This window comes from Geomesophilobacter sediminis, assembly GCF_016458275.1.
Taxonomy (GTDB): domain Bacteria; phylum Desulfobacterota; class Desulfuromonadia; order Geobacterales; family Geobacteraceae; genus Geomesophilobacter; species Geomesophilobacter sediminis.
The window spans coordinates 1-12,998 of the sequence record NZ_JAEMHM010000024.1 but is presented as its reverse complement, the minus strand read 5'-3'; the positions used below and the strand labels follow the sequence as shown (position 1 = coordinate 12,998).

9 protein-coding genes are annotated in these 12,998 nt (G+C 61.2%); all 9 read right to left on the bottom strand.

The window, feature by feature from the left end; genetic code table 11:
• Window positions 1-14 precede the first annotated feature (14 nt).
• The 9 genes from JFN93_RS22230 to JFN93_RS22190 all read right to left on the bottom strand — a co-directional run bounded on the left by JFN93_RS22230 (window position 15) and on the right by JFN93_RS22190 (window position 12,611).
• Window positions 15-1,286, bottom strand: a complete 1,272-nt coding sequence (locus JFN93_RS22230) for a prepilin-type N-terminal cleavage/methylation domain-containing protein (protein WP_199386581.1) — start codon at window positions 1,284-1,286, stop codon at window positions 15-17.
• A gap of 2 nt (window positions 1,287-1,288) precedes the next feature.
• The gene (locus JFN93_RS22225; RefSeq protein WP_328754558.1) at window positions 1,289-1,702 is read right to left on the bottom strand and encodes a prepilin-type N-terminal cleavage/methylation domain-containing protein; all 414 of its coding nucleotides are present in this window, start codon (window positions 1,700-1,702) and stop codon (window positions 1,289-1,291) included.
• Entirely contained in the window at window positions 1,680-2,159 is a 480-nt protein-coding gene (locus JFN93_RS22220; protein WP_199386579.1) for a pilus assembly FimT family protein, read from the bottom strand. Before JFN93_RS22220 ends, JFN93_RS22225 begins: the two co-directional genes overlap by 23 nt.
• 102 nt (window positions 2,160-2,261) lie before the next feature.
• On the bottom strand, window positions 2,262-7,058 hold the full coding sequence (locus JFN93_RS22215; protein WP_199386578.1) for an Ig-like domain-containing protein: 4,797 nt from the start codon (window positions 7,056-7,058) through the stop codon (window positions 2,262-2,264).
• A complete protein-coding gene (locus JFN93_RS22210; RefSeq protein ID WP_199386577.1) occupies window positions 7,055-7,357 on the bottom strand; it encodes a hypothetical protein in 303 nt (100 codons plus the stop codon). Before JFN93_RS22210 ends, JFN93_RS22215 begins: the two co-directional genes overlap by 4 nt.
• 13 nt (window positions 7,358-7,370) lie before the next feature.
• Entirely contained in the window at window positions 7,371-8,150 is a 780-nt protein-coding gene (locus JFN93_RS22205; protein WP_199386576.1) for a DsbC family protein, read from the bottom strand.
• Between the two features lie 248 nt (window positions 8,151-8,398).
• Window positions 8,399-9,763: a sigma-54-dependent transcriptional regulator gene (locus tag JFN93_RS22200; protein WP_199386575.1), complete on the bottom strand. Its 1,365-nt coding sequence runs from the start codon at window positions 9,761-9,763 to the stop codon at window positions 8,399-8,401.
• A gap of 401 nt (window positions 9,764-10,164) precedes the next feature.
• On the bottom strand, window positions 10,165-11,658 hold the full coding sequence (locus JFN93_RS22195) for a sensor histidine kinase (protein WP_199386574.1): 1,494 nt from the start codon (window positions 11,656-11,658) through the stop codon (window positions 10,165-10,167).
• Between the two features lie 173 nt (window positions 11,659-11,831).
• Entirely contained in the window at window positions 11,832-12,611 is a 780-nt protein-coding gene (locus JFN93_RS22190) for a prepilin peptidase (RefSeq protein WP_215907839.1), read from the bottom strand.
• Between the last annotated feature and the right edge of the window lie 387 nt (window positions 12,612-12,998).

Below are 12,998 nucleotides of genomic sequence, written 5' to 3'. Positions count from 1 at the left end.
TAATCGCAGTCCTCTTACTGGTTCAGGTTCTTCGGCCGGGTTACCAGGGTGTACACCTTCCACCGGTACTTCTTCCAGTCGGTGCCGAAAAGGCTGGCGAGCTCGGCGGTCGAGAGGGTCCTGCCGGAAGTCGGGCGCAACGGGTCCCCCACATGTATCGTGTCGTTGGGATAGGTGTAGTTGCGGTCCTTTTTCCCCTCGTGCGTCAGGATGTAGATCTTCATGGTCTTGACGTGGTCGCGGATGTCGGAGGCATACAGTGCGCTTGCGCTTCCCGGGGTGAGGATGGTCGCGTCCTTGTTGGCGACGTTGCCGTCGTTGTTAGCGTCGTAGTCGAACTCCACCTGCAGGTCCGCCACGCAGTCCAGCACCGGGTTGGGGGTCCCGAACCCGCCGGTATCCTGGCTTACCACCGCCTTGTACAGAATCCCGGTCCCGGGGTTGCAGTATCCCGGCATGCCGGTGGCCGGCCGCCGCACGTAGTAGTCGGTACGGTTGTAGGGCATGCGCAGGACGCCGGTACTGCTGTTGCGGATCCCGTAAGCGACGACGATCTGGGAGGGGTCCGCGGGCTTGAAGGCGGCCCCGGCGGGAAGCACCCCGGGGGAGGCAACGGTCACCTCGAACTCGTTGCCGTTCATCAGCAGGATCTTGTCCGGTCTGCCGTCGCTGGTGAAGGTAGAGCTCAGCGTGATGATGCGGTCGTTGGCGGAGAAATCGTCGGTGGCACTCCACTTGGCAAGGTACTTGGTCCACTGCCGGAGATAACTCTGGTTTTCCTGGGTCACCGGGTTCGCCGAGTAGTTGACGTAGGTCCATTTGCGCGCCGATTTATCCAAAGAAGCCATGGAAGAGCGGATCACCAGGTAATCCGGCCCCCCCGCCGCGTTGACCACGGCGGCGCCGTTCACCTCCTGGGTCGCGGTCCCGGCGGAATAGGCCTGGATGTTGGTGGAGCTGACCGCATTGAGCGTGGTGGGGTCGAAGCCTAGGGCGGTGGAGTTGGCGGCAACGTCGAGCTCCACGTTTCTCGTGGCGTTGCGGAACTGGATCGTTCCGGAGTAGCTCTGGAAACGCCAGGGGAGCCCGTAGCCGGCATGCTCCACGTCGTAGCGCAGAAGCTCCAGCCCGGCCACCCCCTCGATGTTGCTTTCCGCCGATTTCATCTGCTGCCCCGAGATGGAGAGCACCCTCTGAAAGGCGTAGGTCCCCATGATCATGACGATGACGAAGATCCCCATGGCAACGACGATTTCGATGAGCGTGAACCCTTTATTGTTGCGCATGTTCAGTTCCCGGTGGCGAAGGAGCGCATCGCCTCTACCTCGTGAGAATAGCCATTCTGTTTGTATTTCCAGGTGACGGTTACCCGGTACTGGAAGCTGGTGCTGCTAAAGGGCGAGGTCTCACGGGTGACCCCGAACTTCAGCCCGGTTCCCCGGGTGAGGCTCGCGGTGGAAAAGGAGTCGAACGGGGAAAAGCCCGCGGTGGTGGAGATCGCCGACTGCGGTTTGGTCATCAGGTCCGCCATCTGCTTTTCGGCGACCAGTACCGCCTCGTCCCGAAGCTGGTTCTTCATGTTCGCCGCTGTCGCGAGTCCCGCCACCTGCAAGAGCCCCAAAAGGCTGATCAGGATGAGCGCCATCGCGACCACGACCTCGATCAGGGTAAACCCCGCGTTACTGGATGACGATGTTGGCACTGTCGCAGGATGTTCCGGCATTTCGTTTCCCCGTATGGATGCGCGTTGTGGAAAGGAGGATGCTGTCGATGGCGCCCTCGTTGGTGCTCGGCTCGATGCAGATACTGGCATTGGTAATCCCGTCGATGATCCCGCGGGTGGTGAAGATGAGGGGATCGGTGGTCCCGCCGGTGCTGACGCTGTAGCGCAAGGTCCGATTCAGCACCGGAGTCGGCGTCACGACGGCAGAGGAGTAGACCGCGAGGGCGTTGGCCGTGATCTTGACCGCCACGTCCTTCTTCTTGAAAAGGGCCTGGGTCCGCGCCTGGGTCAGGTCACCGGTCATGATCCGCACCTGCTGCTCGATGAGCGCCTTGGTGTTCATGCGGCGAAACTGCATGGTGGCGAGCGAAAAGAGAATCGCCGCGACCGCCACCACCATCACCAGTTCCACCAAGGTAAAGCCGTTTCTTTGCATAGTCACTCGCTTGGCGAGGGAATGCCCCCCCTACCCTGTGCCGACGGCAAAAATAGCCTGCCGCCGTCCTCGACCCCAGCCCCCGGATCCCCGACCCCGCAGTTAATGTTCCTGTATGTGCAGGATCTTCTTGAGCGGTTTCAGGTTGCTGAACGAGACGATCGGCGGCGGGTCGCTGGGGGGCTTGCCGGTCATCGGTGTGGACATCCTGCGGTACGACTTGTCGGTAAAGGCCGAGGAAAGGGTGATCTGCTCGAAGCTCCCGGTGGAAACCTGCACCAGGGCTTTCCCCCGTAGTGCCGCTGCCGTCGCCTGGCCCCCGGTATCGTACTTGGTCGCCCACATGTAGGAAGTCCCCCCGTAGGTGCAGACGTCCGAAGTCGGTTTGAAGGTGGTGAAGAACACCGCCCCGTTGGTCAGCGCCACCGGGTCCGTGACCACCCGCTCGGCCCCGAAGTTGTTGGTGGTGTCCTGCGGGTCGAGGTCGACGTACCACCCTTTGCCGATGGTGGAGCCGATGGTGTCCTGGTTGGTCAGGTCGGACAGGGCGAGCTTGGTGGTGCAGGTCGGGTTGAGGGTGTTGCTCGCCGTGTAGCAGGGCTCCTTCAGCCCGCCGATGAGCCGCTGGCTGGCGGCGTCGTCCAGGTTGTAGAAATAGCGCCCGGTGCCGAAGTACAGCCAGAGGTTGTGGTTCTGGTAGTCCTGGAGCCGGGCGATGTTGGTGGTGACCGGACCGATGCCGTCGATCACCTTGGAAAGCTTCCAGGTGGTCGGGTCGGGGTTTTCTCCGGTCATCAGGCGCAGGATCCCGCCGCCGGTCCAGGTGGTGCCGGAGAGCTGGGTATAGCCGAAGTAGACCGCGTCATCCTGGTAGTACCCGGCCGCCTGGGTATTGCGCCGGTCGGCGTCGATGACCCCGTTGGTGATCGTCCCGGCGAAGGCGTTGGCGAGCTTGGTGCCGTCGGCCAGGGTGTCGATGGTGGCGGCGACGGTGCCGGTGGCGAGATCCAGTACGTAGACGGTCAGGTTCTGCGAGGAGGTCCCCTGGAACTGGTGCGCCGTGGTATCGATGGGGCCGGTCGGGCCGGAGGCGATGACGGCGAACCACCGCCCGTTCTTGGTCGTGTCCGGGGTGACCCCGTCGGCCTTCTTGGCGCTGATCTTGACGATGGCGGTACCGGAGGTGGAGAAGCCGAGCCCCGGTCCGCCGAACTCCCAAAGCAGGGACGGGGAGTTGGGATTCGTGATGTCGAGGGCGAAGTAGGAAGAGTAGCCTACCCCCTGGGTATTGTTGGCCGGATCGAGAATCGGCGTCTCGACGCAGCTGGTCCCTTTGCACCCGGTCCCGTTCAGCTTGGACGCACCGCCGAGCCCCATGCTCCCGATCAGGACGGTCCGCCAGTTGCTCCCGTTGGTCATGTCCTTGGCGCAGTTCCAGTAGTTGGTTTCGGTGCAGCCGGACGGCTTGCCGATGCTCACGTCGTTAAGGACCGTGGTCCCGTCCACGAAATAGAGATGGTTGTAGTTGGGATCGGAGAGATAGCGCAGGTACGGCAGCGCGTTCTTCGGGATGTAGGTCCAGACCTCCTGCCCCAGACCGGTACCGGAAAGGGTCGCCTTCTTGTCCCCGGATGCGGTCACGTCGAGGGTCCCGAGCTTAAAGGCGTGCAACATGCCGTCGTTCGCTCCCACGTAGACCATCCCCCGGTTGGCATAGGCGGAGGAATAGATGTAGCCGGTCCTTTTGCTGTCGTTGCCGTAGGAGGTGTCGCCGTAGCCCGAGGTGGGGGCGACGTTGTAGGCGTTCAGCCGGACCGACGACTGCAGCCTCGGGGTCGAGGCGACGATGTCGCCGAGCTTCCACACCCCGCTCACCCCCCCGATGGTGACGGTGCGGTTGCGGTAGCCGCTCTGGTCGTTCCCGTTGACGTAGGAGACGATCTTGTCCGCCTCGGTCTTGTTCGCCGCCTGGAGCAGGGACTGCACCGTGGCCGTGGAGGTGTCCAGCCCGGTGAAGCTGGTGAGCGTTCCGGAGAGCTGGGTGTACATGGTCCGGGGGGAGGCAGAGATGTCCCGGTTCCACAGAAGGTTCCCCGCGCGCCAGATGCTCAGCACCTGGTCCGAGGTGACCTGGTCAACGAAGGTGTACTGGTCGGGGACCCCGTCCCCGTTGGTGTCGACATCCGGCTGTCCGTCCCCTTTGAGGTCGTTGTACCGCTTCACCAGGACCTGCTGTTGGGTCGGGTCGTAGTAGAAGTTGACCACCCGGTCCTTGGAAAGGTTCAGATAGTGCGGCGGATCGGGGGTGCCGGCGACGTAGTCGGTGTCCTCGCGCACGGTGGAGTTGTTGATGAAGGGGTCGATGTAGTACCAGAGGCTGTGCATCTCGCCGGTCCAGTCGACCACGGTCGAGTCCTCGTAGTACTTGCGCGGGAAGAAGACCGCCTGCACGATGTTGGCGCCGGTCCCCTCGCTGTTGCTCAAGATGGACGCCGCGGTACCCGAAGCGGTCCGGGCCAAAATGCTGTTGAAGGCGGCCTCGAGCGAGCCCTCCAGCGCGGTCCCGCTGCTCGCTTCGTAGTAGGTGTCGGGTACGCCGTCGCCGTCTTTGTCCCACTTGGAAGTGCTGTCCGGCTTGCCGGTGGCGTTGAAGTCGTCAAAGCCGCCGTACTTCGCGGTTTTCATCAGAAGGTCCCGGCCGACCGGAGAGTCGTCGAAGGCAAAGACGGTGTAGATGGTGAGGTTCTGCTTTCCGGCGAGGTCGCTGCGCAGGTCGGTGTTGTGGGCATAGTAGGCGACCCCTTCGAGGTAATAGGTTCCGAGGTCGGTATTGGCCAGGGTGGCGTACTGGCTGGAGTACCCCTCCTGGGAGGCGATGCTGTCCATCCAGGTCTTCACGTTGAAGTTGGCGTCGGTGACCTTGGTTCCCCCGCTGAAGGCGGTGCCGGGAACGTTCTCGTCCTTGGTGGACTCGCCGTCGGTGAGGATCAGCACGAAGTTCTTCTGGCACTTGTACTGGATCGGGTCGTGGCCGGAGTAGGTCCCGCCGTTGTACGCGCTCGAGGTGGCCTGGAAGTAGCGGGTCGCCTCATAGAGGCTTTCCGCCAGCGGAGTCCAGGTAGAGGGGTTGGCAGCCTCGATCTTGGTGATCAGGTCGGTACCGGTGTTGCCGACGTAGGCGACGATGTTCCCGCCGTCGCGGACACTGTTGGTGTTGTTCTCGTAACGGTAGCCGTCGTTGAAGATCTCGATCCCGAAGTTGATCCGGTCCGAGTAGCGGAGCACGAGTCCGTCCTGCGGCGGCTGGTTTCCGACGTAGACCTGCAGGTTGTAGGTGGTCCCGTGGGTGGAGTCGTAGATCTGTTCGGTCGAGTGTCCCGCGGATACGGTGTACCTGACGTTGGCGTAGCTTTTGTAGAAGTCGCGGTCCGGGTCCTCGGTCGGGATCAGGAAGTTGGCGGTGTTCGCCGAGCGGGGCTGGGTCTTGCCTCCGACGAGCACCTTGCGGATGACGTCCACCCGGCGCATGGTGAGCCAGTTCAGGAAATTGCCCGACCAAAACGACGTGTTGTCCTGGGCTTTGGTGGAATCGATCTGGAAGTACCCGCCGGAGCTCGTGCTGTACGAGTACATCTTGGTGCTGTCGAAATAGCCGTAGTAGGAGTTACCCGGCATGTAGCTCGTGTCGTAGGAGCTGTTGCCCGCCCCCGCAGCCTTGTAGGCGAACTCGTACATGCTCCCTGAGTTGTCGACGATCAGAAGGACGTTTGGTTTGAGCGAGGACCCCGCGTTGGTTACGTAAGGGGGAACCTGGCAGTAATCGTTGAGCGGGGGGACCACCGCCGCGGGCTTCGTGGTGAAGGTCCAGGTTTTGCTCGAGGCAAGGGAGTTGCCGGCCAAGTCCTTTACCGCCGTGCTGATGGTTACCGTGTAGTTGGTGCCGTTGGCGAGCGGGGAGGACGGGGTGAAGGTCGCCGTGAAGGTGGTGGGATCGTACGCCACGGTTCCGGTCACCCCACCACTCACGGTGAAGGAGCTGGTGGTTAGGGTTGTGCTGGTGATTCCCTCGCTGAAGGTGGCAGTAATCGCGGCACTGGGATCAACCGAAGTGGCCCCCGCGATCGGGCTCACGCTGGTCACCGTGGGGGGGGTGACATCGGCAGCCTGAGTCTTGAAGGTGTAGGTATAGGTTTGGGCGAGGGCGTTACCGGCGGCGTCTTTCACGCCGGAGACCGTGACGGTGTAGGTGGTGTTGGCGGCGAGGTTGGAGTTCGGGACGAAGGTCGCCACCTTGCCGGTGCCATCGAGGGAGACCGTGCCAGTTACCCCGCCACTCACCCTAATGTTGCTGGTGTTGATGGTGGAAGCCATCATCACCTCGCTGAAGGCGATCCCGACCTGGGCGGTCAGCGCCACACCGGTGGCCCCGGAGACCGGTGAGGTCGATGTCACCGTGGGGGGGGTGGTGTCGGTCACCGGCTTGTCCATCGTGGTGAAGCTCCAGCTGTAGTTGTCCAGGGTGCTGGTCCCCATCTGGTACCCGAAAAGGTCCTTGACGCGGTAGTTGATGGTGATCGTGTAGGTGGTGCTGTACTGCAGCGTCGAGCTGAGCGAAAGCAGCGCGTAATCGCCCCAGGAGAAATCGAGCATGCTGACCGTGTAGGAGACGCTGCCGCTAGTGGCACTGACGCTGATCCTCCCGGCGTTGGTGCCGGTAAACGAGCTCGCGTCCATCGTGTTTTCGTTGAACTCGGCGAGGAAGTAGGTCACCGCGGTCGGATCGACACCGGTCGCGCCGTTGGCGGGAGAGGTCCAGATGACCGAAGGGGCGGCTTGGGCGGAAAGCGCCGAGCCGGCGAGGATGAAAGCTGCCAGCACCGCGATCAGGATGCTTTTCATTTGGGGGCCTCCAGGATGAAGATGGCGTCCGCCGCGCCGTCTTTGGGAGCAACCCGGACCTTCGTGTGCGGCACAAGGTGGCGCACCGGCACCGGCATGCTCCCGCTGAAGAACCTGGTATTTTGCCGGGACCAGCCGAAGCGGCGCTTCTCGCCGCTTTTTTTCTCGACGGTCAGGTGGCTTTTATCCATGGAAACAATGCTCCCCACCACCTCTTCTTCGGCGAAGCCCGTCGCTGCGAATCCGAAGACCGAAACCAGCAGAGATACCGCAACCAGATACGCTCCAGCACCTTTCATAACCGCACCCCGCTTACTTGCCGCCCAAAAGCTGTTCCAGCTCCCGGGCCGGTCTTACCCCCGGCAGGATCTTCCCATCGGGCAGGATCACCGTCGGCGTCGAGTTGATACCGTACGTTTCGGCAAATTTCATCGTTTCATCAACACCTTTTTTACCGTCACGGGCACCCGGGGCGGGGAATTTCTCCCCGGCAAACGAGCGCTCCAAAAGGGCCAGCGATCCCTCTCCCAAAATCACCCGCGCCTTGTCGTAGGCGTGCGGATGCATCTTGAGCGGATAGAGCTTGATGTAGATCGCCACCTCGGGATCCTGCTCCACCAGCTTTTTCAACTCGGCATGGAGCATCTTGCAGTAGGGGCATTCCGGATCGGTAAAAACGAAAAGCCGCTTTTTCCCGTTGGGGTTCCCCATCAGGAGCGAATCCTTGGTCGGGACCAGGTTCGGGTCCAGCCGCTCGACCTTCTTGCGGGGCTCGGCAGCGGGGCCCGCCGGTTTCAGCGTGGCGATGTCGAAGATCTGCCCGGCGATCAGGTTCTTCTTGCCGTAATCGACGAAGACGACCCCGGTCTGGCCGTTACGCTCCACCTCGACCTCGAACAGCCCCCGCACCTGGGCGGGTTTGACCGCTTTCACCTGCCCCAGGTCCTTGAGCAGGGCGGCCGCCTCCTGGTTGGACAAAGAGTGGCAGGAGGCGCATTCGCCGCCGCAGCCGCTGCCGGAATTCATCGCGAAGGCAGGGGACCCAAGGGAAATGACACAGAGCACGACCAGCAAACGTACCGCAATCGACATCCTTAACCTCTTAAATCGTTTAGTACTCCCTCTCCCTCCGGGAGAGGGTTGGGGTGAGGGAAACGGCCACCCTCTCCCAAAGGGCGAGGGTTACGTAAAACTCCAGCAACAGCCGTGCCGACTCATGAGCCGGTAACAGTGCGGTCAAAATGCCGGTATTTCCAACAGTTGCCACACAATAGCATCGGAGGCAAGCCGAGTTCAACTATGAAATAGTTGCAGACCCCCCCGATAAACTACGCAATTTTTTACTCAATACCGTAGGCCTTCAACTTGTACAGCAGGGCCCGGTGGCTGATTTCCAAAAGCCGCGCCGCCTTGGTGCGGTTGCCGCCGGTCTTCTCCAGGGCCCGGGTGATCAGGGTCCGCTCCAGCGCCTCGCTCCCCGTCTTGATGGAAAGAGAGTCGTCGCCTGCCGGCAGGCGCCGCTCCATCCCCACGGTTCGGCGCACCACCTCGGGGAGGCAGGCCAGGGTCAGGACGTGCTCCTCGCAAAGCACCAAGCCGCGCTCGATACAGTTCTTAAGTTCCCTCACGTTTCCCGGCCAGCGGTAATGGACCATCGCCCGCAGCGCCTCGGGGCTGGGACGCACCCCGTTGATGCCCATTTTCTTCCCTTCGCTTTCCAGGAAGTGGTCCACGAGCAGCGGAACGTCTTCCAGCCGCTCCCGAAGCGGCGGCAGCGTCACCGTGAAGACGTTGAGCCGGAAGAAAAGCTCCTCGCGAAACCGTCCGGCGGCGACCTCGGCGGTGAGGTCCCGGGAGGTCGCGGAAATGACCCGGACGTCGACCCGGCGCGAGCTCCCGCCCCCTACCCTGCGGATTTCCTCGTCCTCCAGCACCCGCAGCAGCTTCACCTGAAGGGGAAGGGGCAGCTCCCCGATCTCGTCGAGAAAGAGGGTGCCGCCGTTGGCGGTCTCGAAGAGCCCGGCCTTGTCGCTGCTGGCATCGGTGAAGGCCCCCTTTACGTGGCCGAAGAGTTCGCTCTCCAAAAGGGGCTCCGGAATCGCGCCGCAGTTGACCGCGATAAACGGCGCGTCTTTCCGGGCACCGTGGTAATGCAAAGCGCGAGCGATGAGCTCCTTCCCCGTTCCCGACTCGCCGTGGATCAGGACGGTGGTCTTGTAGTCGGCGAGCTTCCGGGTCTGCCGGAAAATTTCGTTCATCTTGTGGCTGCGGCTGACGATCTCGCCGAAGCCGGGCGCCGCCTGCTCGCGCAGCAGCCGGTTTTCCGCCTTGAGCCGCTCCCGTTCCTCCGCTTTTTTGAGCACCAGGGAGATCTCGTCGGCGTTGAACGGCTTGGAAATGTAATCGTAGGCGCCGAGCTTCATGCAGTCGATCGCATCATCCACCGATCCGTAGGCGGACATCATGATGACGGTCTCGGCCAGTCCCGCCTCGGTGCAGCCACGGAGAAAGCCGCGCCCGTCGAGCACCGGCATCTTGATGTCGCAAAGGATGAAGGCATACGAGCCGCGGGTCGCCATCTCCAGCGCCTGGGCGCCGTCGGCAGCCGTATCCACCTGGTACCCCTGCTTTTTCAGCATGGCCTGGAGCATGTGGCGCAGGTTTTCCTCGTCGTCCACGACGAGTATTTTCTTTTTATCGGACATACCGTCAACCTTGCGAGGACCCTGTCGCATCCCGAACCTGCAACCGCTCCCCCCCGGTCACTGGCAACCGGGGATGATTGGGCAGGCTTCTTTTGAGGATAGTTCCGTGAATTACCTCGGAGCGTAGAGTGATTTACTCCGAGCGAAAAGTAATTCACTACGAGCCCGAAGTAAAATTACCCGACCGAAAAACAATTTGTTCCGAGCATGAAGTAATTTACTCCGAGCCGGAAGCAATTTACTTCGAAAGCGAAGTAATTTACTCCGAGGATGAAGTAACGTACTTCACGCGTGGGATACATTGTTTCGAGCGTGAAGTACGTTATTTCCCGCAAAGAGTAAAATCACTTCGGCATGATGTAACTTACGTCGAGCGATGTAGGCATGATACTTGCCCGGTTTCAACGGCAAAACTGAACCTGAGGTGAACCGATACGTGACGACGCCGGCAACCGCACCACGAACCTGCTCCCCTTGCCCACCTGACTCTCCACAGTAATCCTCCCGCCGCAGGAATCGGCAATCCGAGCCGCAATTGCCAGACCTAAACCGGTTCCCTTCCCCGGCTCCTTGGTGGTGAAGAACGGGTCGAAGACCAGCGGCAACTTTTCGGCCGAGATCCCCGCACCGCTGTCGATTACTTCGAGCAGTACCTCGTCCCCCTCGCGACGCCCCTTCAGTTGCAGATCGCCCCCGTCGGGCATGGCATCGCGGGCGTTCATGATCAGGTTGATCAGGAGCTGCTCCAGTTGGTAGGGATCGGCCTGGACCGTAGGAAGCTCCGGCTCCGCCTCGATCAAGACGTCGAGTCGTTTGAGAACGCCTTGCGCGTCCAGGAGTTCGACCGTCTTCTCCATGAGCGGCAGCAGCTCGACCGCCTCGGCAACAGACTGCCTGGGCCGAGCGTAATCGAGCAGCCCGCGCACGATCCGGTCGATCCGGCTCGATTCCGCGGTGATCCGGCGCAGATAATCCGATTTCTCGGCATCGCCGGCCAGATCGTCGGCCAAAAGCTCGGTGTAGCCCATGATCGCCGCCAGCGGAGTTCCGATTTCGTGGGCCATCCCTGCGGCGATCAGCCCCACCGATGCCATCTTCTCGGAACGGATCGTCTCGCTGCGCGCGGCGACGAGATCGCTGTTGGCCCGGTTCAGCGAAGCAACCTTTTCGTCCACCTCGACCCGTTTCTGGCGCAGGGCCAGCACCATGGCGTTGAAGGAATCGGAAAGCTCCGCGATCTCCGTACTTCCCGGGACATGCACCGTCTCTTCGAGATCCCCCGCGGCAATCCGCCGCGTGGCCGCCACCAGCTTGCGTACCGGGATGACCACGCTGCGGGTGAGCAGAAACGACCCTAAGACCAGGAGCAGGAGAAAGTCGAGGATGAAGTAGGCGAGAAACAGGTGGCGCGACTCGCGCAGCCGCTCCTGCTCCGGAGCAAGCGAGAGGGTCAGGCGGCCGGCGCCGACGATCCCGGTCCCGTCATTGACCGCAAGGTAGCGATTGACGAACCGGCCGTCACTGGAGACGTGGAAGCCCCCCTTCCCTCCCCTGAGGACGATGTCGAGCTCAGGGTCAGTGGCCGCCGAGTGTGCGGTGCCGAAAACGGTACGGCCGGAACGATCGATGACGGAGAAACCGGCAAACCCTTTTTCGGAGGCGAGGAGCTGGAGGTAACGCGCGGCCGCCGAGCCCGGTTCCGGAGCAGCGAGAGGCCGAGGGAGCAGTTCGACCGCAGCCGACAGGAGGAGTCGGGCCTGTTCCCCTTTCTGAGCGATGAGATCATTTTCGGCGGTCTTGAACGAGATAAGCGACAGCAGTATCCACGTCAAAACCAGCAGACAGCTCAGCACAGATAGTATGTAGAAGTTCAGGCTGAAGCGGAAAGCTTTCATAGAACCCTCAATTGACAATTGACAATGGACAATTGACAACGAGAAGCAGAAAGAGAAAACGCCGGGGACTTTTCAACCTTAGCTGTGACGATCTTGCTGCTGTCTGAAAAAATCATTGTCAATTGTCAATTGTCCATTGTCAATTCGCCTTCCCCTCCATTGTCAATTGACTCTTAGCGCCCAAGGTTGAGATACCAGTGGATCAACGCCCTGCCGAAGAAGATGTAGAGTATCGCCGCGCCGGCCAGAAACGGGCCGAATGGTATCGCCAGCTTTGAGTCCTTCTTTTGAATCAGCATCACCGTGATACCGATGACCGAACCGACCAGCGACGAGGCGAAGATAATGAAAGGCACCGCCTGCCAGCCGAAGAAGGCTCCCATCATCGCCAAAAGTTTGATGTCGCCGCCCCCCATCCCCTCTTTCTTGGCGAGGAACTGGTAGCCGTATGCCACGAGCAGCAGGCTTCCCCCCCCCGCAACAATCCCGATCAGCGAGTTGAGCCAGCCGAGGCTCGGGATGAAGAAGGAAACGATGAAGCCGATGACGATACCGGGAAGGGTGATCGAGTCCGGGATGATCTGGTGTTCCAGGTCGATGAAGGTAATGACGACCATGGCGCAACAGAAAACGAAGAGGACGATGAAAGGAAAACCGGGGCCGAACTTGAGATAAAGAAGCAGCGTGAGCACGCCGTTCAGCAATTCAACCAGCGGGTATTGGATGGAGATCGGTTCGCCGCAGCGGCGGCACTTTCCGCGCAGGGAAAGATAGCTGAGGATGGGGATGTTGTCGTACCAGCGGATGACATAGTCGCAGCGGGTACAGTGGGAGGGAGGGAAGACGACTGACTCCCCTTTCGGGAGTCGGAAGATGCAGACATTGAGAAAGGATCCGACGACGGCTCCGAAGAGAAACGCGAACACGCTCAAGACAATGTGCGGTGAAATCAATAGAGTTCCTCAATTTTGGTCAGGTTTGAGAAAAAGGCGAGAAAGATTGGTGCATCGACCGGAAGACAGAAGCGTTGACAGTATACAGAGGTACGAAATTTTTTCATAGTACAAATGGGCGGAAAGAGTCCGGTGAGATGCCAATACCCATCGCCAACCAGGTCGCCAAACCCGGTGGGGGCGCCATTCCTGGCGTGATTAACAGCGGCCTCCATCACCGCCTGCGGCGGTTCGCGCCTGGAAAGGCGCTCCCACAGTGAAACAGCCGACCCTTGCTGTGGGAGCGACATTCCTGTCGCGATTAACAGCAGCCTCTATCACCGCCTGCGGCGGTTCGCGCCTGGAAAGGCGCTCCCACAGTGAAAGCAGCCGAACCTTGCGGTAGGA